Origin of the sequence: Actinophytocola oryzae, from assembly GCF_004364325.1 — a bacterium.
GTDB classification, from domain to species: Bacteria; Actinomycetota; Actinomycetes; order Mycobacteriales; family Pseudonocardiaceae; genus Actinophytocola; species Actinophytocola oryzae.
In genome coordinates this window covers 90,628-114,416 of sequence record NZ_SOCP01000007.1, presented here as the reverse complement: position 1 = coordinate 114,416, position 23,789 = coordinate 90,628, and the positions used below count along the sequence as shown (strand labels likewise).

At 72.1% G+C, this 23,789-nt stretch carries 7 protein-coding genes; 1 reads left to right on the top strand and 6 read right to left on the bottom strand.

The genetic code is table 11. From position 1 onward, the window contains the following. The first annotated feature begins 61 nt into the window (after positions 1 to 61). Positions 62 to 2,956, top strand: a complete 2,895-nt coding sequence (locus CLV71_RS20565) for a glycosyl hydrolase (protein ID WP_133904452.1) — start codon at positions 62 to 64, stop codon at positions 2,954 to 2,956. On the opposite strand, the gene CLV71_RS20560 is transcribed toward CLV71_RS20565, so the two are convergent. From CLV71_RS20560 to CLV71_RS20535, 6 genes are all read right to left on the bottom strand, one after another. After that, positions 2,943 to 3,458 carry an aspartate kinase family protein gene (locus CLV71_RS20560; protein WP_133904451.1) on the bottom strand — a complete coding sequence of 172 codons (516 nt, stop codon included), beginning with the start codon at positions 3,456 to 3,458 and terminating at the stop codon, positions 2,943 to 2,945. The two genes, CLV71_RS20565 and CLV71_RS20560, sit on opposite strands and share 14 nt — an antisense overlap. Positions 3,459 to 3,464: 6 nt before the next feature. Further along, a complete protein-coding gene (locus CLV71_RS20555) occupies positions 3,465 to 4,376 on the bottom strand; it encodes an ornithine carbamoyltransferase (RefSeq protein ID WP_133904450.1) in 912 nt (303 codons plus the stop codon). Between the two features lie 11 nt (positions 4,377 to 4,387). Further along, positions 4,388 to 5,671 carry an aspartate aminotransferase family protein gene (locus tag CLV71_RS20550; RefSeq protein WP_133904449.1) on the bottom strand — a complete coding sequence of 428 codons (1,284 nt, stop codon included), beginning with the start codon at positions 5,669 to 5,671 and terminating at the stop codon, positions 4,388 to 4,390. A gap of 156 nt (positions 5,672 to 5,827) precedes the next feature. Then, positions 5,828 to 6,814, bottom strand: a complete 987-nt coding sequence (locus CLV71_RS20545) for a TauD/TfdA family dioxygenase (protein ID WP_133904448.1) — start codon at positions 6,812 to 6,814, stop codon at positions 5,828 to 5,830. Beyond that, positions 6,814 to 14,142, bottom strand: a complete 7,329-nt coding sequence (locus tag CLV71_RS20540; RefSeq protein ID WP_133904447.1) for a non-ribosomal peptide synthetase — start codon at positions 14,140 to 14,142, stop codon at positions 6,814 to 6,816. The genes CLV71_RS20545 and CLV71_RS20540 overlap by 1 nt, the downstream gene beginning before the upstream one ends. Then, positions 14,139 to 23,657 (bottom strand): non-ribosomal peptide synthetase, encoded by a 9,519-nt coding sequence (locus tag CLV71_RS20535; protein WP_133904446.1) that lies wholly within the window; start codon positions 23,655 to 23,657, stop codon positions 14,139 to 14,141. Before CLV71_RS20535 ends, CLV71_RS20540 begins: the two co-directional genes overlap by 4 nt. Positions 23,658 to 23,789: the final 132 nt, after the last annotated feature.

Genomic DNA, 23,789 nt, shown 5'->3' with positions numbered 1-23,789 from the left:
TGCTCGCCGGACCTGTGGTCGTTCGCTGTCCTGGTCAACCCTGCTCGAAGGAGAGCCGCCCATGCGAAACCGCACCGGACCCCGGCCTGCACGCCTGCGCACGATCGCCGTGTTGTCCGCCCTCGCGACAGTGGGCCCCCTGCTGCTGGACACCGCGCCCGCGAGCGGGGACCCGGTGGGTGCGGGCAGCTACACCACGACCCTCCCGGCAGGCGCCGCCCTGCCGACGGGGTGTGGCGACCTGTCCACCAACCCGAGGCGGCACATGACCGCGAACGCGCCCGCAGGCCCCGTGCCCACCAACGACTGGTGGTCGTCACTGGTCTACAAGCGCACCGACTGCGCGTTCTCGGACAACCTGATGGCGCACCCGTTCTCCTTCGACACGGTCGCGGGCGGCCTCGGCGTGGACTACTCCACCAGCCCGACCATCACCGGCACCCCGACCACGGTCGGCGAGTACCACTTCCAGTACGGCGCGGACTTCACCCTCGGCGTCACCGGCCTCAACGCGGCCGAGGCCAGGGTCGACGGCTGGACCGACTGGACCGTCAGCCCCTACTGGTCCGACGGCACCCGCACCCTGCGCGCCACCATCGGCCACGGCTCGCCCTTCGTCTACGCCAGGGTGACCGGCGGGGACGCGCGCCTGTCGTTCGCGAGCGCCCCCGCGGTGTGGCACACCAGCGGCAACCGGATCGGCTTCCGCGTCGACGGCCACGACTACGCCGCCTACGCCCCGACGGGCGCGACCTGGTCGGTGTCGGGCACCGCGATCACCTCGAACCTCGCGGGCCGCGGCTACTTCTCGGTGGCCGTGCTGCCGACCACCGCAGGCTCCACCGACGCCCGGCGCGTCGCCCTGGCCACCTCCTACGGCACCTACGCGCACGCACACGTCACCGGCACCCGCGTGTCCTGGGACTACGACGAGTCGGCGAGCGTCGTACGCGCCACCTACGCCTTCACCACCCAGGCGATGGAGGGCACCCAGACCGGCACGGTCGTCGCCCTCTACCCGCACCAGTGGCACAACCTCGGCGGCGGCACCCCCATCGCCGAGACCTACCTCTCCCCGCGCGGCCCGATGAAGGTCCTCGTCGGCACCTCGGCGTTCACCACGAACACGCGCTACAACGGCGTGCTGCCCGAACTGCCGGGCGTCGGCATCACCGGCGGCGACGCGACCACCCTCGACGGCTACCTCGACCAGGCCGCGCAGGGCGACCCGCTCGCGGGCTTCGGCAACGACACGTACTGGACCGGCAAGGGCCTCGGCCGCGCCGCACGGCTGGCCGAGATCGCCGACCTGGTCAACCGAGCCGACGTGCGGGACAAGATGCTGGGCGCGATCCGCAACCGCCTGACCGACTGGTTCACCGCCTCCTCGGGCAAGTCCCAGCGGGTGTTCTACTACGACCGCAACTGGGGCACGCTGATCGGCTACCCCGCCTCCTACGGCTCCGACGCGGAGCTGAACGACCACCACTTCCACTACGGCTACTACGTCGCGGCCGCGGCGACCCTCGCCAAGTTCGACCCGTCGTGGGCGGCGAGGAGCCAGTACGGCGGCATGGTGGACCTGCTGATCCGCGACGCGAACAACTACGACCGCGGCGACACCCGGTTCCCGTTCCTGCGTGACTTCGACATCTTCGCCGGACACGACTGGGCGGCCGGGCACGGCGCGTTCTTCGCGGGCAACAACCAGGAGTCCTCGTCGGAGGGCATGAACTTCGCGAACGCCCTCATCCAGTGGGGCCAGGCGACCGGCGACACCACGGTCCGCGACGCGGGGCTGTACATCTACACCACACAGGCCAGCGCCATCCAGAACTACTGGCAGGACCCGGACGACGAGGCGTTCCCGCCGGCCTTCGAACACTCGACGGTCGGCATGGTCTGGGGCGACGGCGGCGCGTACGCCACCTGGTTCACCGCCGACCCGGAGAAGATCCACGGCATCAACATGCTGCCCATCACGGGCGGCTCGCTCTACCTGGGACACGATCCGGCCTATGTGGACCGCAACGTCGCCGAGATCGTCCGCAACTCCGGCAGTGCGACGCCGCGCTCCTGGGCGGATGTCATCTGGTCGTTCCAGGCACTGTCCAAACCCGACACGGCGCTGGCCGCGTTCCGCGCCAACTCCGGCTACACGCCGGAGGAGGGCGAGAGTCGCGCGCACACGTTCCACTGGCTGCGCAACCTCAGCGCGCTGGGGCAGGTCGACACCGGGGTCACGGCCGACCACCCGCTGTACGCGGTGTTCACGAGAAACGGCGCCCGTACCTATGTGGCGACCAACCTGGGCAGCACCAGCGTGACGGTGCACTTCTCGAACGGCACGAACCTGGTCGTGGCGCCGGGCAGGACCGCGACGACGGGCGCCTACACGTGGTCGGGCGGCAGCGCCGTGCCCGGCGACACCCCGCCGCCGACCGATCCGCCCGTGGCGAGTCCGGTCCTGAAGCTGGTCAGCCCGAGCGCGCTGACCACGGCGGACGGCACCGGCGCACGCGGCGACACGATCGCGGGCGCGGGCGGCGTGAACCACGACGGCACGCCGACCAATGCCCGCGTGTACACGGCCTGCGGCATCACCGCGACCCTCGACCCGAGCGGGTCGACCCGCTTCGCGCTGCGCGTCGACTCGGGCACCGGCGTCGCCAACGGCGTCCAGGTCAGGATCTCCTACGATCCCAACGGTTCCGGCGCGTACCCCGTGTCGGAGACCTATCACTACTTCGCCACGGACCCCGTCGTCGGATGGGAGACCTACACACAGGACCGTGGCATCCAGTCGCGGACCGGGGTACCCGCCGACCTGTCCGGCGGGTGCGTCAGGCTGGAGGTCTGGAGCGCCATCGGCAACGGCACCACCACGTTGCGCACCAGCGCCACCACGACCGAGGGCAACCAGTCCACCGTGGAGATTCCCTTCACCGTCCGATAGTCGCTGACGGCCGCCACCATCCGCGCGACGTCGGGACTCCGCGCCCCACCTCGAACACCTCGCGCAGTGCCCGTACGGTGGCCTCGGCCTCGTGTCCGCCGCAGGTTGCCGAGATCCGGGCGTTGTCGAACGAGACGAGCCCCAGCCGGACTCCCTCGCGGGCCAGGACCTCGCAGAAGGTGGCCGGGACCACCGGATCGGCGCGCAGACCCGCCCCGGTCAGCATGACCACGGCGACGTTGTCGTCGAGGTCCACCGTGCGGAACCCGATCCGGTCTCGGGCGGCACCGAGGGCAGCCAGCACGACCGGGCCTGCCGACCTGTCGACGGTGAAGGCGACCGCCACAGGGCCGGCCGGGTTCCGGCTCACCATGCCGGGCACGACGCCCTGTTCCGCGACGACCCGCAGGACCGCCGCCGTGGCGTGGTCCGGCACGCCGGTGACGGTGATCTTCGCGGCCGTCGACGACGCGTGCACGCCGTGGACCCTCGCGCGCTCCACGGCACGTCAGCCCGAGCACCACTCGAGCACCGCGCGGGCGCTGTGGTACTTGTTCTCCGCCTGGGCGAAGGCGATGCTCGCCCGGCCGTCGAGCACCTCCGCGGTGACCTCCTCGCCCCGGTGCGCGGGCAGGTCGTGCATGAACACCGCGTCCGGGCTGGTGTCGAGCACGGCACCGTCCACCTGGAACGGTGCGAAGACGGTCCGCCAGTCCGGGTCCGGCTTCGTCGTCCCGGTGGTCTGCCAGCGGGTCGTGTAGACGACGTCGACCGGCGGCAGGTCGGTCATGTCGTGGCGCTCGACGACCCTGGCGCCACCGCGTTTCGCGTACACCTCGGCCTCGTGCAGGAACCTGGCGTCCAGGCCGTAGCCCGGCGGGGTCCGCAGGTGCAGTTCGGTGTCCGGGAACCGGCACAGCGCCAGCGCCAGCGCGGAGGCGGTGTTGTTGCCCTCCCCCACGTACAGCACGCGCAGCCCGCCGACATCGCCGAACCTGCGGGTCATCGTGGTGAGGTCGGTGAGCGCCTGGGTGGGGTGCTCCGCCGCGCTCATCGCGTTCACCACCGCCATCCGCCGCTGTTCGGCGAACAGCGCCAGCTCCGCCTGGCTGCCCGCCGTCCGCGCGACGAGCACGTCCAGCATCCCGGACAGCACCGCCGCGGTGTCCTCGACCGTCTCGCCGGTGTTCTCCTGGAGGTCGTCGGGGCCGAAGCCGACGATCCGCGCGCCGAGCCGCAGCGCGCCTGCCGAGAACGCGGTCCGCGTCCTCGTCGAGGTCTTCCTGAAGTAGATGCCCACGACCCTGCCGTGCAGGGGTTCCGCCGGGCTCACCGTGCCCGCCGAGAACTCCGCGCCGCGCCGGACCAGGTGTCGCAGGTCGTTGTCGTCGAGATCGCTGATCGACAGGAGGTGTCGCATCGGGGACTCCGTCACTCGGCCGTGGCGACCAGCGCCCGGTGCAGTAGCTCCAGCCCGCGCTCGTGGCGGGCCGGGTCGATGGTCAGCGGCGGCATCACCTTGACCACCTCGTCGTCCCGGCCGCACAGCTCGACGATCAGCCCGTGGTCGAAGCAGTGCCGCTGCACGCGTTTCGCACGCGGTGCACCACCTGCGGTGCCGACGTCGATCCCGAGGACCATCCCCCGGCCTCGGACCGCGATCGCCGGGTCGAGCAGGGTGACCTCCGCGCCGAAGCGCCGCAGCCGCTGGCTCGCGACCGCGAAACAGGTGCGGAACTCCGTTCGCTGCCACAGTTCCAGGGCCGCGGCGCCCGCGACGAAGGCGAGCTGGTTGCCCCGGAAGGTGCCGGTGTGCTCCCCCGGCGACCACACGTCCAGCTCGGGACGCAGCAGCGTGACCGCGAGCGGGAGACCGTAGCCGGACAGCGACTTGGACAGGGTGACGATGTCCGGCACGATGCCCGCGTCCTCGAAGGCGAAGAACGTGCCCGCTCTGCCACAGCCCGCCTGGATCTCGTCGCAGATCAGCAGCACACCGTGGCGCAGGGTCAGCTCCCGCAGTGCCGCGAGCCACTCGCGCGACGCCGGGTAGACGCCACCTTCCATCTGCAGCGGTTCGACGATCACCGCCGCCGGAAGGTCCACTCCGGACGACAGGTCGGTGAACATCCTTTCCAGGTAGCCGATCGAGTCGAACCGCCCGTGTGGACCGTCCTCGTAGGGCACGAACGTCACGTCGGCGGAGCCGCTTCCCCGCCGCCCACTGGTCACCGCGAGCGAGCCGAGGGACATGCCGTGGTAGGCGCCCGCGAACGAGACGACACCGCGCCGCCCGGTGGCCTTGCGCGCCAGCCTGAGTGCGGCCTCCACCGCGTCGGTCCCGGTCGGACCGCAGAACTGGACCCGGTAGTCCAGCTCGCGCGGGGCGAGCACGACCTCGCGCAGGCAGGCCAGGAACTCCCGCTTGGCGGCGGTGTACATGTCCAGGCCGTGCATGATGCCGTCGGCGGCGAGGTAGTCGGTCAGCCGGCGCTTGACGTGGGGGTTGTTGTGGCCGTAGTTCAGGGTTCCCGCCCCGCAGAAGAAGTCGATGAACACGCGGCCGTCCTCCGCGTACAGCTCGGCGCCGCGTGCCCGGTCGAACACCACCGGGAAGGTGCGGCAGTACAGCCGGACCTGCGACTCCGTCGACTCGAACACGGACACGTCGCCGACGATCGGTCGGACCCGACCAGCCTCGACCTGTGCGGTCATGACTCTCCCTGTGTCGACTTCGGCGTCACACCCGGCTGAGCGCTACGCAGCCGCGCGTCGGGGGAACGTGGCGCGACCCGGCCACGAGCACGAGGACCCGCCGTCCTCCAACGCGACCAGCACGTCGAATTCCGGGGAGGCGGAACAGTCATGTGCTCAGCCGCCGAGGACGTGGCCGTCGTCGGCCCGGAGGAGCCGGGACCGGCGCAGGTTCTGGGTCACAGTCGTGCGCTGCAGCCAGCGGTCCCGCCCGTCGTAGCGCGGGGCGAAGCCCGTCCGGCCGTGCACCGTCACTCGGTTGTCCACAATGGCCAGATCGCCGGGTGTCAGGTAGTGCGTGAGCGCGTTGGCGGCGAACAGGCTCTGCAGCTCGACCAGCGCGTCACCGGCCTGCTCGGTCAGCGGTTTGGTGGCGGCGAAGTCCACCATCACGTCCGGGTCCTCCAGGGCACCGGACAGCACCGCGTGTGGCTCCGACTCCCCGAGCGCGGCGCCGAACGACGGCGGCGGCGCGGTGACGAAGTCCTTCCTGAACAACGCTTCCCGGTGCCATTCGGTGAGCATCCCGTGCACCTGCCGGATGGACGCGGTGCGCAGTCCGGCGATCCGGTCGTGGTCGGCACGAAGGCAGCACAGCAGCACGTAGTCCGGGCGGTGTTCGTGGAAGGCGTTCTCGTTGTGGAACGTCAGCAGGACCGAGCCCTCGTTGCCCTGGACGTCCTCCCTGCCGGGCACCGGCACCACGTTCTGCACCATGGCGCCGGACTTCTCCTCACGGAACGCGATCGGGTCGCCGAAAGCGGCGGCCACGAGCATGAGGAGCGCGGCGGGAAGTGTCGCCTCGCGTTGCGCGGAACCGCTCACCATGGGCGTCTCGGGCAGGCTCGACTCGTCCACCGACAGGCCGCGGACCAGCAACGCACCGGTCCGGCCGGAGTTGCGGCGGTAGGCGAGCAGCGGCCTGCGCAGCGACTCGGGCAGGTCGTGCCACCGCAGTGCGGCCTCGGCGATCCACGACGGATCGTCGATCAGCTCGCCCGCAACGGCCAGCAGTGTGGCTGCCACCTGTTCGGCGGCCGGCGCGTCGGCCCGGCTCAGCGTGACGACGCCGGCCGCGGCGTCGACGTCGATGGCTGTCGACATCAGTTCACATCCTTCTGGGTGTCCTGTCGGGTTTCCGATGCCGCCATGAGGCGGGTGAGCAGACGCGCGAGGTCGTCGACGTGTGGCCTGCGCAGCACACCGAGGTGGTCGCCGCCGACCCGGTGCACCTCGAGGCCGCCGGGTGTCAGCTCACCCCACCGGTCCAGGTACTCCGTGACCGTCTGTCCACACGAGACGTCGTGGCCACCACCCGCCAGCTCGTCGCCGACGAGCAGGTGCAGGTGTCCCGGAGTGGGTCGCTGCCGGTAGCCGAGCATCGCCTGGGTCAGCTCCCGCCAGACCCGCAGCCTGCCCGCCCAGAACGTGTCGCCCGGCAGCGGCGCGTCCTTGCCGCCCTCGTCGATGATGTAGTCGAGCACCTCGAGGAACTCGCGCTGCAGTGCGGTGATCTCGTCGGCTGTCCGCGCCTGGTCGAGCTTCTCCAGCACGGTCTCGCCCCGCACGAACATCGCGGTCTCCTCCCAGAGGTTGCTCCTGGTGTGGCTGTCCAGCGCAGGATCGAGCAGCGCGAGGGTGACCTGCTCGCCGTCACGCCGCAGCCGGTGGGCCATCTCGAGGGTGACCGGACCGGCGCCGCACCAGCCCAACAGGTGGTAGGGGCCGGTCGGCCGCACGGCACGCACCTCGGCGACGAACAGCTCGGCGACGGAGCCGATGCTCTGCGGGGACGGCGCGTCCCGGTGCAGGCCCGGCCATTCGAGGGCGGCCACCGGGCGGTCCGCGTCGATGCACTCGGCCAGGTGCACGTACCACTGGCCCCCGCCCGGGTACACACAGAACAACGGCGGCCTGGTGCCGGAGCGGCGGAACCAGAGCAGCGCGTCCGACCAGTCGCCGTCGCGGTCCGCGACCACCGTGGACCGCAGGCCGTCCCGTGCTCCGGGGTCGATGGCGCGGGCCAGCTCGGCGACCGTGCGGTGCTGGTAGAAGGCCCGGAACGGCACCGAGATCCCGTGCTCGTCGCGGAGCTTCAGTATCACCCGCATGACTGTCATGGAGTGGCCGCCGAGGTCGGTGAACGCCTCGTCGATCCCGACCTTCTGCCGGCCCAGGGCCTCGGCCAGCGCGGCGGCGAGGATGCCCTCGGTCGCGGTCCTCGGCGCCAGGTAGGCGGCCCCCGCACGCGGGTCGGCCGGCTCGGGCAGCTTCGCCGCGTCCACCTTGCCGTTCCGCGTGAGCGGCAGCGCGTCGAGCACCATGATCGACGGCGGGACGAGGTGGCCGGGCAGGCGCGTCGACAGCCAGTCCCGCACGCCGGCCGGGTCGATCGTCGCGCCTTCGGCCCGCACGAGGTAGCCGACGAGGTCCCGGTCCCCGCCGGGCATCACGGCGACCCGTACGGCGGCCTTCGCCACGGCCGGATGCCCGCACAGCGCGGCCTCGATCTCGCCGAGCTCGATGCGGTAGCCGCGGATCTTGACCTGGTTGTCCGCGCGGCCGGCGAACTCCAGGATGCCGTCGTCGCGGTAGCGGGCCAGATCCCCGCTGCGGTACAGGCGTTGGCCCTCGGCGTACGGATCCGGCACGAACCGCGCCGCCGTCAGGTCGGGGCGTCCGACGTAGCCGCGGGCGAGCTGCGCGCCGCCGATGTACAGCTCACCGGTCACCCCGACCGGGACCGGCCGCTGGTTCGCGTCGAGCACCCGGAACACCGTGTTGGCGATCGGCCTGCCGATCGGCACCACCCCTGGGGGCAGGTCGGCGGCGGTCGTCTCGAACAGCGAGCAGCCGACGGTGGTCTCGGTCGGCCCGTACTCGTTGTCCACCACCGTGTCCGGGGCGTGCCGCGCCCAGGTGGAGACCGCGTCCCTGACCAGTTCGTCGCCACCCACGACCAGCCGGCCCGCCGCGGTGCGCACGGCATCGGCCGACAGTGCCTGGTTGAGCACCGCCAGGTGTGCCGGGGTGAGCTTGAGCAGGCCGAACCGGCCGTGTTCGAGGACGTCCACCAGCGCGCCGATGCCCGGCACGCCGTCGTCGGCGGTGACGGTCACCGGCTGGCCGGACAGCAGCGCCAGGAACAGCGTGGTCACCGGGAGGTCGAAGGCCATCGAGGAGTACAGGACCGCGCCGGAGCCGCCGAGCGGCGTGTAGGCGCCCCGGCACCAGGACAGGTAGTTGACCACGTTGCGGTGCTCGATCAGCACGCCCTTCGGCGTGCCCGTGGAACCGGAGGTGTAGATCACGTACGCGAGCGAGTCCGGTGTCGCGCCGCTCGCCGGGTCCGTTTCGGACTGTCCGGTTAGGTCGGTGTCCAGCAGGACGACCGGTGTGGCCACGCGGTCGGCCAGGGCTGTCTCGGTGAGCACGAGGCCGGCGCCTGCCTCGCCGAGCAGGGTGGCCAGCCGCAGCGGCGGGTCGCCGGGGTCGAGCGGGAGGTAGGCCGCGCCTGCCTTGAGCACCGCGAGCAGTGCGACCACCAGCTCGGGGCCGCGCCGTAGCAGCACCCCGACCAGGGACTCCGGCCGGACACCCCGGTCCAGCAGGTGGTGGGCGAGCCGGTTGGCGCGGGCGTTCAGCACGGCGTAGGTGACCTCCGTGCCGTCCGCACCACGCAGCGCGGCCGCGTCCGGGGTGCGGGCGACCTGGCGTTCGAACAGCTCGTGCACGCAGGCGTCGGGGTAGTCGGCACGCGGGCCGGAGGCGAAGGACGCCAGCCGCCCGGTCTCGTGCTCGTCGAGTGCGGTCGTGCGCGCGTCGCCGAGGGGGTCGGCGGCCATGTCCGCGAGGACGCGGCGGTACAGCCCGGCGAGCCGCTGCCCGTTGGCACGGCTGATCCGGCCTGGTTGAGCGGACAGGAACAGCACCCCGGGGAAGGTCCACACGTCGAGGCCGAACTCGTTGGGGCTGACGTCGACGACGCCCGCGGACTCGATCCGCCTGCTGTCGAGCACGTGGAAGTCGAGGTAGGTGAACGCGACCTCGACGAGCGGGGTGCCACCGCCCCAGGCACGCTGCATCTCCGGCAGCGGGAACCGGCGGTGCGGCCAGGCCGCCACCTCCTCGGCCAGCACCTGCCGGACCAGTTCCGTCCAGGTGGCGCCGGTCAGCTCGACACCGATCGGGAGGGTGTTGAGGTGCATGCCGCACACGGCCGCGCCGCCGTGGGTCTCCAGCCGTCCGTTGGTGACGAGCCCGGTGTGGAACCTGGACGTCCCGCTGAGCACGCTCAGCACCTTCAGGTGCGCGGCGAACAGCACGCTCTTGAGCGGTGCCCCCGCTGCCGCGGCCAGTCGGCGCAGTCCCGCGTCGAGGTCGTCGAAGGGTACCCGGAGCTGGTAGGGGCGCTCGGCGGCTTCGGGTGCCGCGGCCCAGCCCGCGGGCAGCTCGACACGGTCGAACCTGGCGAGCCGGTCCGCCCAGAACTCACCGTCCACTCCGGAGGTCAGGGAGCGGTTCTCGGCGGCGACGTAGTCGGCGTAGCGGACCGTGTGTGCCTGCGCCGGTGCCGGTTCGCGCCCGTCGCGGATCGTTCGGTACCCGGCCATCAGCTCGGTGATCAGCGAGTGGTGGCTCCAGCCGTCGAGGATGGCGTGGCACTCGATGAACGAGAAGAGCCAGCGGTCGTCGTCGGTCTGGTGGACGTGGAAGCGCAGCATCGGGGCCCGGCCGACGTCGAAGGGCCTGGCCCGGGTGTGGGTCACGAACCGCTGGATGACCGCGTCCCGCTCGTCGGCCGGAATCGTGCGCAGGTCGTCGAAGCCGACCTCGACGGCGCCGGTGGCGGCCACGAGCTGCAGTGGCTCGGTGTAGCCGGTCAGGGCGAAGCAGGTGCGCAGGATCTCGTGCCGTGCGGCCAGCAGCGTCGCGGCCTCGCGCAGCGCGGGGAGGCTGAACGGGGCGTCGTCGGCGATCGGGAAGAGCGTGATGTTGTGGTACGGGCTGTCCTCCTCGTCGGCGATCATCTGGTAGACCATCGCGGCCTGCACCATGGACATCGGGTACGCGTCGGCCAGGCCTGCGGGCAGCGCGGCACGGTCGGCGTCGCCGAGCAGCTCGAACGGGCCGACCCGCTGCTCCTCCACGCTCTCCGCGGTGGGCCGTGCGGCCGTCTCGAGGTAGCGGGCGAGCCCGGCGATGGTCTGGTGGACCAGCAGGTCGGTCACGGTCAGCTCGATGCCGCGCCTGCGCAGTGCGCCGATGACCCTGATGGCGCGGATCGAGTCGCCACCGAGGCCGAAGAAGTTGTCGTGCACGCCGACGGCCGGTTCGGCGAGCTCCTCGGTCCAGGCCTCCGCGATGAGCTGTTCGACGGGCGTGCGTGGCGCGACGTGGTCGCCGCTCGGGGCGCCTCGGTGCTCGTCCGGATCCGGCAGGGCCCTGCGGTCGACCTTCCCGTTGGCCGTCACGACGACGGTGTCGACCGGCACGAACTGGGCGGGCACCATGTACGACGGCAGCGTCCGGCCGAGGTGGTCGCGTAGTTCGTCGACCCGGAACGTGTGGCCGACAGCGGGCACCACGTAGGCGACCAGGCGGTGTTCCCGTTCGCCCGCGCGCTGGTGGGCGATCACGACGGCCTTGTCGATCGCCGGATGTGTCGCGATGGCGGCCTCGACCTCGCCCGGTTCGATCCGGTGGCCGCGGATCTTGACCTGGTCGTCGACCCGGCCGAGGAACTCCAGTGCGCCGTCGCCGGTGAGGCGGGCCAGGTCACCTGTCCGGTACATCCGGGCGCCCGGCGTGGTCGCGAACGGGTCGGGGCCGAACCGGTCGGCCGTCAGTCCCGGTCGGCCGAGGTAGCCGCGAGCCACGCCCGGGCCGGACACGTAGAGCTGGCCACGCACCCCGACCGGTACCGGGTTGAGGTCGTGGTCGAGCACGTACACCCGCAGGTCGGCCAGCGGGCGGCCGATCGGGCTGCGCCTGTGCTCGGCCGGGTCGATGGCGTGGTGTGTCACGTGCACGGTGGTCTCGGTGATCCCGTACATGTTGACCAGCCGCGGCCCGGTGTCGCCGAACCGCTCGAACCAGGGCGCCAGCTCCGCCACGTCCAGTGCCTCGCCGCCGAACACGATCCGGCGCAGGGCCAGGGCGTCCGGTGCGGGATCGGCCTCGGTGACGGCCTCGACCAGGCCCCGGAAGGCCGACGGGGTCTGGTTGAGGATGGTGACCCGTTCGGCGATCAGCAGGTCGAGGAACTCGCTCGGGGACCGGGACACGGTGAAGGGCACGACGACGGCCCGGCCCCCGTAGAGCAGGGCACCCCACAGCTCCCAGACCGAGAAGTCGAAGGCGTAGGAGTGGAACAGGGTCCACACGTCGGTCGGGCCGAAACCGAAGTCGGCCTCGCAGGACCGCAGCAGCCGCAGCACGTTGGCGTGCGTCACCGGGACGCCCTTGGGCCTGCCGGTCGAACCGGACGTGTAGATCACGTAGGCCACGTTGTCCGCTGTGGACAGTGGGGCGGGGTCGGTGTCGGATCCGCTCTCCTGGTCGGGCGCGACGGTGGTCACCGTGTTGAACCGCTCGTCGTGGCAGATCACGACGTCGACTCCGGCGTCGTCGACGATGTAGGCGAGGCGGTCGGCCGGCTGCCCCGGATCGAGCGGGAGGTAGCCCGCGCCGGCCTTGAGGACGCCGAGTAGTGCCACCACCACGTCGATGCCGCGGTCGAGGCAGACGCCGACCAGTGTCTCCGGCCCGACCCCGAGGCCCCGCAGGTGGTGTGCGAGCCGGTTCGCCCGCGCGTTCAGCCCGGCGTAGGTAAGCGAGGTGCCGTCGTGGCTCACCGCGGCCGCGTCCGGGGTGCGCGCCACCTGCGCCTGGAACACCTCCGGCAGGCTCGGGCCGGTCGGGTGGCTCTCGCCCGACCCGCTCCACTCCACGAGCAACTCGCGTTCGGCGCCGGTCAACAGCTCCAGCCTGTGGGTCGGGAGGTCCGGCCGGGCGGCGATGCTGGTCAGCAGCCGCAGGTAGTGGCCGGTCATCCGTTCGATCGTGGCGCGGTCGAACAGCGCGGTCGCGTACTCCAGCTCGCCGACCAGCGAGCCGTCGGCCCGAGGGACGAGGGCGAGGCTCAGGTCGAACTTGGCGACGCTCCACCCGGCCGGCAGCTGCTCGGCACGCAGGCCGGCACGGTCGGCGGACGGCTCGCCCGCGACGGTGGCGAGCTGGAAGACCACCTGGAACAACGGTGTGCGGGAGGCGTCCCGCACCGGTGCCAGCTCGTCGACGAGCCGCTCGAACGGGATGTCCTGGTGCTCGTAGGCGCCGAGCGCGGTCTCCCGCACCCTGGCCAGGACGTCGGTGAAGGACACGTCGCCGGACAGGTCGGTCCGCAGCACGACCATGTTGACGAACAGGCCGATCAGCCTGTCCAGCTCGGTGCGGTCGCGTCCGGCGACGGGACTGCCGACCACCACGTCGGTCTGGCCCGCGTGGCGGCCGAGCAGCAGCTGGAACGCGGCCAGCAGCACCATGAACGGGGTGGCGCCGTGCGCACGGCCGAGCGCGGTCAGTGTGCGGGCCAGCTCGGCGGGCACGGTGAACGTGACCGTGGCGCCGTCGGCGTCGCGGACCGGACCGCGTGGCCGGTCGGTCGGCAGTTCGAGCTGCGCGAGCCCGGACAGCCGGGTACGCCAGTAGTCGAGCCGCTCGGTCAGCCGCGTGCCGGACAGGCGTTCGCGTTGCCAGGCCGCGAAGTCCGCGTACTGGACCGTCGGGACCGGCAGCGGTGAGGATCCGCCTGCCGCGAACGCCCCGTACAGGGTGTCCAGCTCGGTCAGCAACACCGACTCGGACCACCCGTCGGCCGCGATGTGGTGCAGTGTCAGCAGCAACGCGTGCTCGTCGTCGGCGACCCGCGCCAGCATCGCGCGGATCGGCCACTCGGTGGCCAGGTCGAGCGGCTCGTCGCCTGCCGCGGCCACCAGGTCGGCGAGGTCGCCGTCGCGCACATCGGTGTGGGGCAGGGGTCCCGGCGGGTCGATCACCTGGACCGGCTCACCGTCCACAGTGGCGTACCGGGTCCGGAGGACCTCGTGCCGGGCCACGATCTCGTCCAGCGCCCGCCGCAGGGCGGGAACGTCCAGGTCGCCGCGCAGCCGCAGCAGCACCGGCATCAGGTACTCGGTGCCGCCGGGTCGGATCCGGTCCAACACCCACAGCCTGCGCTGCGCGAACGAGAGCGGCAGCCCGTCGCCCCTCGGCAGCCGCGGTATCTCGTCGGCCTGCTCGGGCTTCGCCGCACCACGCAACCGCAGCCGCAGCAGTTCTTCGCGGGAGAGAGTGGACCGGTGTGGCTCACGTCCCCCTGAGGTGCGGCTGCCGGCCTCCTCACCCGAGGTTGACAGAAGGTGTTTCATCGCTTGCCTTCCCGCGTCAGCTGGAGTGCCACCTCGGCGTCGGTCAGCTGGTCGATCTCGGCCTCGATCGCGGTCCGCACCACCTCGGCGAGGTCCGCCACGGTGGTCGCCTCGAACAGCGCACGCAGCGGCAGCTCGACCCCGAACGTGTCACGGAGACGGGCGAGAACCCTCGTCGCGAGAAGGGAATGCCCGCCCGCGGCGAAGAAGTCGTCGTGCACGCCGATCCGGTCACGGCCGAGCACCTCCGCCCAGATCCCGACGATGACCTCCTCCGCCGTGTCCCGTGGCGCGACATAGGACTCGTCGAGGTCCGGGCGAACCCGGTCCGGTGCGGGCAGTGCCTTCCGGTCGACCTTCTTGCTCGTGGTCAGCGGCAGTGCCGGTAGCACCGTCCACCACGACGGGATCATGTAGTCGGGGACCTGCTCACGCAGGTAGGCCCGCAGCACGGCGGGGTCGAGCGCCACCCCGTCACGCATGACGAGGTACGCGGCCAGCGCCCGGCCACCGGCACCTCCGTCCGTCGCGACCACGGCGACCGCCCGCACGTCGGGATGGCCGGCCAGCGCCGCCTCGATCTCCCCGAGCTCGATCCGGAAGCCGCGGACCTTCACCTGCTGGTCGATGCGCCCGAGGAACTCCAGGTCGCCGTCCGGCCCGCGGCGCACGAGGTCTCCCGTCCGGTACAGCCGCGCGCCGGGCACGTCGCCGAACGGGTCCGGCACGAACCGGTCGGCGGTCAGCTCCGGCCGCCGGTGGTAGCCGCGGGCCAACCGCACCCCGCCGAGCAGCAGCTCACCGGGCACCCCGACGGGCAGCGGCCGCAGGTGTGCGTCGACGACGTAGGCGCGGGTGCCGGGGACCGGTCGCCCGAGCGGCATCGCCGCCTCTCCCCTGGCGTCCGACAGGTCGCCGGACACCGGGTGCAGCAGGCAGGTGACGGTCGCCTCGGTCGGACCGTAGTTGCACAGGAACCGGCCGGGCAGACCGGTCTCCGCCCAGCGCCGGGCGTCGTCGACGGTGACGACGTCGCTGCCGACGTTCATCAGCTTGACGCGGGCCAGCCGGTCCACGTCCGCGCCGAGCGAGTCGAGCATCTCCCGGTAGTAGGCGGGGGTGATCTCCACGGTGGTCACCCCGTACCCGGCGAGCCGGTCAGGCAGCTCGGCCGGGCTCCAGAACACCGGGTCACTCACCACGACCGTCGCGCCCGCCAGCAGCGTGGCCGCCATCTGGTCCATCGCGACGTCGAAGGTCAGCGCGGACAGCAGCACCACCCGGTCGCCCGCCACGATGTCGTACTCGCCGGCGATCACCTCGCAGTGCTGCACGTACGAACCGTGCTCGATCAGCACGCCCTTGGGCTGCCCGGTCGAGCCGGAGGTGTAGATCATGTAGGCGAGGTCGTCGCGGCCGACGACGCTCGCCGGGTTCTCGGCGCACTCCCGCGCGTACGGCTGGTCGTCGTCGATCGCGAGGACCTTCGCCCGGCCGCTCGTCAGCCGGTCGGCGAACCGGCGCTGGGTGAGCACGACGTCCGCGCCCGCGTCCTCGAGCATCGCCCACAGTCGCCGCCGGGGGTGGTCCGGGTCGAACGGCACGTAGACGCCGCCCGCCTTGAGGACGCCGAGCAGTGCCACGACGGCCTCCGGGCCGCGTTCGAGGCAGACCGCGACCGTGTTCTCCCGGCCGACACCGAGCCGTCGCAGGTGGTGGGCCAGCCGGTTCGCCCGCGCGTTCAGCTCGGCGTAGGTCAGCTCGACGTCGCCGAACACCACGGCCACCGCGTCGGGGTGCGCGGCCACGCGCCGTTCGAACAGCTCCGGCACGCACCCCGCCGGCTCGTCGGCCGAGGATCCCGCGCCCCGGTCGAGCCATTCGCGCTGTTCGGCCTCGGTGCGCAGCTCCAGGTCGAGTACCGGGGTGTCCGGGTGCGCGGCAATGCTCTCCAGCAGTTGGCGGTAGTGCCCGGCGAGCCGCTCGACGGTGGCGCGGTCGAACAACGCGGTGGTGTACTCGACGTGCACGGTCATCGCCGCGTCGGACCGGTACTCGACGCGCACGCCGAGGTCGAACTTCGCCGCGTGCCACGTGCCGTGCGCAGGCTCGACCACCACGTCGCCGAGGGTGAGCGCGGTCCGGCCCGCGGCGTCGGCCTCGAACATGATCTGGAACAACGGGTTCCTCGACAGGTCCCGCTCCGGCGCCAGCTCGTCGACCAGTTGCTCGAACGGCAGGTCCTGGTGCGGGTAGTCGCGCACGGCCGCGTCCCTGACCCGCGCTACCAGGTCGGTGAAGCCCGGCTCGCCGGACAGGTCGCCACGCAGCACCAGGGTGTTCACGAAGAGTCCGATCATGTCGGCCGTCTCGGCCCTGGTGCGGCCGGACACCGGGGTGCCGACCACCACGTCGTGCTCGCCGGTGTACCTGGCCAGCAGCACCTGGAACGCGGCCAGCAGCACCATGAACGGGGTGGCGCCGAGGGCGCGGCCGACGCCGAGGACCGCGTCACCGGTCTCGGCGGGCACGTCGACGGACACGAACGCACCCGCGAGGTCACGTTGCGCGGCCCTCGGGCGGTCGGTCGGCAGCTCTGTCGGGGTCAGGCCGGCCAGGCGGTCCCGCCAGTAGGTCAGCTCACCTTCCCGGACCGGACCGGTGAACCAGTCCCGCTGCCACGCCGCGAAGTCCGCGTACCGCACGGGCAGAGTGTCCACAGGGGACGGTGTGCCTGCGAGGTGCGCGCGGTAGCGTTCGGTCAGCTCGCCGAACAGCAGCCCGGTCGACCACCCGTCACCCGCGATGTGGTGCATGGTCAGCAGGAACAGGTGCTCGTCGGGCGTGACGCGGACCAGTCGCGCCCGGATCGGCCACTCGCGGTCGAGCGCGATCGGGCGCAGGCTCTCCTCGTCGACGAGGTCGGCCGGGTTCCGGTCGCCCAGCTCGGTGCGCCCCAGGTGGAGCGGGCGCGGCGGGTCGATCACCTGCACTGGTTCGCCGTCCACGGCCACGTACCGGGTGCGCAGTGTCTCGTGCCGGGCGATCACGTCGGTCAGCGCGGCCTCGAGCGCCGAGGGGTCGAGCGGGCCGCGCAGCCGGAGGGCGAAGGGCACCAGGTACTCGGTGCTGCCCGGGTCGAGCTGGTCGAGGAACCACAGGCGTTGCTGGGCGAACGAGAGCGCGAGACCGTCCACACCGGACACGGGTGTGATCGGTGTCGAGGCGGCCCCGGACCTCGCCAGCCCGAGCAGCTGCGCGACCCCGACCACGGTCGGCGTCGTGAACATGTCGGCGAGTGGCAGCTCGACGCCGAGGACCTGGCGCAGCCGGAAGATCACCCGGGTGGCGAGCAGGGAATGACCGCCCAGTTCGAAGAAGTTGTCGCGTGCGCCGACCCGGTCCACGCCGAGCACGTCGGCCCAGACGGCGGCGACCACGCACTCGTCGGTGGTGCTCGGTTCGACGTACTCGCCCACCAGGTCGGACCGGTGACCGTCCGGTACCGGGAGCGCAGTGCGGTCGACCTTGCCGCTCGACGTGAGCGGCAGCTCGTCGAGGGTCAGGAAGATCGACGGCAGCATCGGCGCGGGCAGCCGCTGACCGAGATGGGCACGCAGCTCGGCGGCGTCGGGCCGGGCACCGTCGGCGGGCAGCACGTAGGCGACCAGCCGTTTGTCGCCCGCCGAGGGCTGGTGCACGCTCACGATGCCGACGCGGACGCCCGGGTGGGTGCCGAGCGCGGCCTCGATCTCACCCAGCTCGATGCGGACCCCGTTCACCTTGACCTGGTGGTCGAGGCGGCCGAGTACCTCCAGCGACCCGTCGACACGCCAGCGCCCGAGGTCGCCGCTGCGGCAGAGCCGGTCGCCGGGCACGGTGCCGAACGGGTTGGGGGTGAAGCGAACCGCGGTGGCATCGGGCCGGTTCACGTAGCCACGGGCCAGATGCACGCCCGCGACGCAGATCTCCCCCGGCAGCCCGATCGGGACCGGGTTGTCCGCCGCGTCCAGCACGAGGATCTGCGTGTTGGGCAGTGCGGTGCCCGCCGGGACGATCTCACCGGGGTCCGCCGGGTCGTACAGTGCCGCGGTCACGTCGATCGAGCACTCGGTCATGCCGAAGGTGTTGAACACCTCGACGTCCAGGACCTCCCGTGCCCGCGCGCACAGCCGGGCAGGCAACGCCTCCCCGCCGCAGAAGATCATCCGCAGCGAGCGGCACCCGGCCAGCCCCGGCTCCTCGACCAGCAGCCGCAGCATCGAAGGAACCAGCTGCAGCACGGTGATGTCGTGCTCGACGACGGCCCGGACCATGGCCGCCGCGTCACGCTGCACGCCGTCGGGTGCCGGCACGACCGCACCGCCGGACACCAGCGGCGCGAGGAACTCCCACATCGCCGCGTCGAAACCGATCGTGGTCTTCTGCAGCAGGCGGTCGGCAGGACCGAGCCGGTGGCGGTCCACCGCCCAGAGCACCCGGTTGCGGATGCCTGCGTGGGTGACCACGACACCCTTCGGCTCGCCGGTAGACCCGGACGTGTACATGACGTAGGCGGCGCCGAACGGGTCGACGGGCGGCGGGTCGTCGACCGAGCACGCGGTGAGCCGGTCCCACAGCGTGTCGACGGCGAGAACCGTTGCCCCGCCCGTCAGCTGCCCGGCCACGGTGGACTGGGTGAGCACGACCCGCGCGCCGGAGTCACGCACCATGAACGCCAGCCGGTCGGCCGGGTAGTCCGGGTCGAGCGGCACGAAGCAGGCACCTGCCTTGAGGACCGCGACCAGCGAGGTGACCAGGTCGGCGTCCCGGCGCATGGCCACGGCCACCGGGGTCTCCGGGCCGACACCGAGCGAGCGCAGGTGGTCGGCGAGCTGGTTCGCCCTCGCGTTGAGCCGGGCGTAGGTCAGCTCGTGGTCACCGGACACGACAGCCGGCGCGTCCGGAGTGGACCGTGCCTGGTCGGCGAACAGCTCGGGGAGAGTCCTGTGTGGACGCTCCAGCAGCTGTCCGCGCCACCCCACCAGCAGCTGCTCGCGCTCGGCCGGGGTGAGCAGGTCCAGGCGGGACACCGGGGCGTGCGGGTCGGCCGCGATGCTCTCCAGCAGCCTGCCGAAGTGCCCCGCCATCCGTTCGATGGTGGTGCGGTCGAACAAGGCCGTGGCGTAGCCGAGGTAGCAGCACAGCTCGCCGTCCGGCTGCTCGTCGACGGTCAGGCTCAGGTCGAACTTGGCGATCCGCGGGTCCACCCCGAACGGGTCGACCTCGACGCCGGGCAGCCGGAACGGTGTGCGCCGCGCGTGCCGCAGGTCGAACAGCACCCCGAACAGCGGGTTGCGGGACAGGTCCCTGGTCGGGCGCAGCTCGTCCACCAGCCGCTCGAACGGCAGGTCGGCGTTGGCGTAGGCGTCGACCGCGCCACGCCGCACCCGGTTCACCAGCTCCACGAAGGACGGTTCGCCGGACAGGTCGGCACGCATGACCACGGTGTTGACGAAGAACCCGATGAGCTTCTCGATCTCCGCGCGGTCCCGGCCCGCGACCGGGGTGCCGACGGCCACGTCGGCCTGACCGGTGTAGCGGCCGAGCAGCACCTGGAAGGCGGCCAGCAGCACCATGAACGGTGTCGCCCCCTGCGCGCGCCCGAGCTTCGTCAGCGTCCGCGCCAGCTGCGCCGGGACGGTGAACGCGAGGTGGGCGCCTGCCGAGTCGCGGACCGGGGGGCGGGGCCGGTCGGTCGGCAGTTCGAGCGTGGCCAGGCCGGCGAGCCGGTCGCGCCAGTAGTCGAGCTGTGCGGCCAGTGCTCCGCCGGACAGCAGCTCCCGTTGCCACACAGCGTAGTCGGCGTACTGGACGGGCAGTGGGTCCACAGTGGACGAGGGGTCGGCGTAGCCCTCGGCCAGCTCGGTGGCGAGGATGTCCACCGACCAGCCGTCGAACGCACTGTGGTGCACGGTCAGCAGCAGGACGTGCTCGGTGTCGGCCAGCCGGATCACCGTGGCGCGGACCGGCCACTGGCGTTCGAGGTCGAACGGGGTGGCGAGGTCGGCGGCGACGACCGTGTGCACCGACGCCTCCCGCGCGGGAGGTTCGAGCCCGGTCAGGTCCACGTGCTCGACGGGCACGGGCCCCGGCGGGTCGACCAGCTGCGTCGGCTCGCCGTCGACCTGGCGGAACCGGGTGCGCAGGACCTCGTGCCTGGCCACCACCTTGTCCAGTGCACCGCCGAGCGCGGCCGGGTCGAGGGGGCCGCGCAGCCGCAGCGCGACCGGCGACAGGTAGTCGGTGGCGCAGGGTTGGAGGCGGTCGAGGAACCACAGCCGGTGCTGGCCGAACGACAGCGGCACGGGGCCGTCCCGGCGGACGGCGACGATCGGCGCGATCCGGTCCGCGTGCGCGGCCTGGTTCGTGATCACGTCGGCCAGCCCGGCCACTGTGCGGTGCTCGAACATCAGCCGCAGCGCCAGGTCCGCGCCGAAGGCGTCGCGGAGCGCGAAGATCGCCCGGGTGGCGAGCAGCGAGTGGCCACCGAGGTCGAAGAAGTCGTCGTGCAGGCCGACCCGGTCGACGTCGAGCACGTCGGCCCAGACCGCGGCGATCGTCTGCTGGGCCGGGGTGACCGGTGGGACGTAGTCGCCGGTGAGTTCTGGCCTGCGTACCGCCGGCGCGGGCAGCGCCTTGCGGTCGATCTTCCCGCTCGGCGTGAACGGCAGCGCCGGGAGCGTCACGAACGCCTGCGGCACGAGGTAGGCGGGCAGCCTGCCGGCCAGGTAGGTCCGCAGGTCACCGGGCCGTAGGTCGGCGCCGTCGGCCGGGAGCAGGTAGGCGACCAGCTGCCGGTCGCGCACCACGACGACGGCGGTCCGCACGGCCGGGTGCCGGGCGAGGGTCTCCTCGACCTCGGTGGGCTCGACGCGGTAGCCGCCGATCTTGACGTAGTCGTCCACCCGGCCCGCGAACACGATGTTGCCGTCCGCGCGGTAACGGGCGAGGTCGCCGCTGCGGTAGAGCCGCCCGCCCGGCTCGGGCGAGTACGGGTCGGGCACGAACCGCTCCGCGGTCAGCTCCGGCCGCCCCACGTACCCCCTGGCGAGCTGCGCGCCGCCGATGTACAGCTCGCCGGCCACCCCGACCGGCAGCAGGCGCAGATCACGGTCGAGGACGTACATCCTGGTGTTGGCGATGGGTCTGCCGATCGGCAGCACCCCCGAGGGCAGCTCCGCGGCCGTCCCCGCGTACAGCGAGCAGCCGACGGTCGTCTCGGTCGGGCCGTACTCGTTGTCCACCAACGTGTCCGGCGCATGCCGGGCCCACGGCGCCAGCAGCTCGCCCGGCAGCTCCTCGCCGCCGACCACCAGCCGCCGCGCCGCACGCCGGAAGCCGTCCTGCGACAGGGACTGGCCGAGCACCGCCAGGTGTGACGGGGTCATCTTCAGCAGGCCGAAGCCACCACGTTCCAGCTCGGCCACCAGCGCGCCGAGACCGGGTTCGCCGGTCTCGGCGATGATCGTGACCGTGTCCCCGGACAGCAGCGCGGGGAACACCGAGGTGACCGGCATGTCGAAGGCCAGCGAGGAGTACAGCGGCGAGCCGGAACCGGGGGTCGCGTAGGCGCTCTGGCACCAGGTGACGTAGTTGACCAGAGCCCGGTGCGGGATCGGCACGCCCTTGGGGCGTCCGGTCGAGCCCGAGGTGTAGACGACGTAGGCGAGACTGTCCGGTGTGGACTCCGAGACCGGGTTCTGTGCCGTGGTGTCGCCGGGGTCGTCGTCCACCAGGATGACCGGGCACGAGCCGTCCACGGTGGAGCGCAGGGCGCCGGTGGTGAGCACCGCCGCGACGCCGCTGTCGGTGATCAGGTCGCGCAGGCGGTCGACCGGATGGTCCGGGTCGAGGGGAAGGTAGGCGGCGTCCGCCTTCAGCACACCGAACACCGCGACGACCAGCGACGGCTCGCGGGGCAGGCACAGCGCGACCACCGAGTCGTGCTCGACGCCCTGTGACCGCAGCCGTGCGGCGAGCCGGTTGGCGGCCGCGTTGACCTCGGCGTAGGTGAGCTCGACGTCGCCGAACCGGATCGCGACCGCCTCCGGCGTGCGGGCGACCTGCGCCTCGAACAGCTCGTGCACGCCTGCCGACGGCATGGGCGTCCCCGTGTCGTTCCAGTCGACCAGCACCTGCGTGCGCTCCGGCTCGGTCAGCCATTCCAGTTCGGACAGACGCGCGGTCGGGTCGTCGGCGATGCTGGTCAGCAGGCGCACGTAGTGGTCGCCGAGCCGGGTGATGGTGGCCTCGTCGAACAGGGCGCTCGCGTAGTCGACGACGCCTGCCAGTGACCCGTCGGCCTGCTCGACCAGGTGCAGGGTCAGGTCGAACGGCGACGCGGCGAACGGGGTGCCCACCGGCTCGACGGCCATGCCCGGCAGGGCGAGCGGCTCCGCCGCCGCGTTCTGCAACACGAAACTGACCTGGTACAACGGGTTGCGGGACAGGTCGCGGTCCGGCACCAGCTCGTCCACGAGCCGCTCGAACGGCACGTCCTGGTGGTCGAACGCGTCGAGGGTGGTGTTGCGCACCCGTTCCAGGAGGTCCACGAAGGACGGATCACCGCGCAGATCCGCCCGCAGCACCAGGGTGTTCACGAAGAACCCGATGAGGTCCTCGGTCTCCATCCGGTTGCGCCCGGCCACCGGGCTGCCGACCGCGACGTCGTCGGTGCCCGCGTACCGGCCGAGCAGGAGCTGGAAGCCCGCCAGCAGCACCATGAACGGCGAAGCCCGGTGCTGCCTCGCGATCCGCGCCAACGCGGCGACGAGGTAGGCGGGCACGGTGAACCAGGCACGCGCCCCGGTCGCGTCGAGTACCAGCGGGCGCGGCCGGTCGGTCGGCAGCTCCAGTGGCGCCAGGCCCGCGAGCCTGCCCCGCCAGTACTCGAGCTGGTCCTCGGTCCGCTGTCCGGAAAGCCATTCCTGTTGCCACCGCGCGAAGTCGCCGTACTGGATCGGCAGCGGCGCGAGTGAGACGGGCTCTCCGGTGGTCAGCGACCGGTACAGCTCACGCAGCTCGCGGGCCAGCACCCCCCACGACCAGCCGTCGAACGCGATGTGCGCCGTGACGATGAGCAACAGGTGCTCGTCGTCGGCCAACTGGAACAGCGCCACGCGCAGCACCTGTCCCCCGGCGAGGTTGAACGGCTTGCGCCAGCCGCTCTCGACCAGCTCGTCGACCCGCTCGCGGTCGAGGCCGCGGACGTCGGTCTCGGTCAGCTCGAGCCACGCGGAGTCCTCGACCACCTGCGCCGGTTCGCCGTCCACCACGGCGTACCGGGTGCGCAGCACCTCGTGCCGCGCGACGATCTCGGTGAGTGCGGCACGCAGCGCACCGGCGTCGAGCCTGCCGCGCAACCGGACCAGCATCGGCAGGTTGTAGTCCACCGCGCCGGGCCGCAGCTGGTCGAGAAACCACAGCCGACGCTGACCGAACGACAACGGCAGGCGGGGAATGGTTCGACTCACGACCCGGCACCTCCTGTGGTGGGCTGGTCAGACAACGCACGTCTGGTCGAGCCTCTCCCCCGTGGGGCGTCCGGCAGCAGAGTCAGCGCGGTACACCTTTCCGCAACCGTGACCGCGCACGTGACTGCCGGA

Bases quoted from the DNA above. Each gene is read 5' to 3' on its own strand.
- CLV71_RS20565 (WP_133904452.1), top strand. From the start codon at position 62: ATGCGAAACCGCACCGGACCCCGGCCTGCACGCCTGCGCACGATCGCC.
- CLV71_RS20555 (WP_133904450.1), bottom strand. From the start codon at position 4,376: ATGCGACACCTCCTGTCGATCAGCGATCTCGACGACAACGACCTGCGA.
- CLV71_RS20550 (WP_133904449.1), bottom strand. From the start codon at position 5,671: ATGACCGCACAGGTCGAGGCTGGTCGGGTCCGACCGATCGTCGGCGAC.
- CLV71_RS20545 (WP_133904448.1), bottom strand. From the start codon at position 6,814: ATGTCGACAGCCATCGACGTCGACGCCGCGGCCGGCGTCGTCACGCTG.
- CLV71_RS20540 (WP_133904447.1), bottom strand. From the start codon at position 14,142: ATGAAACACCTTCTGTCAACCTCGGGTGAGGAGGCCGGCAGCCGCACC.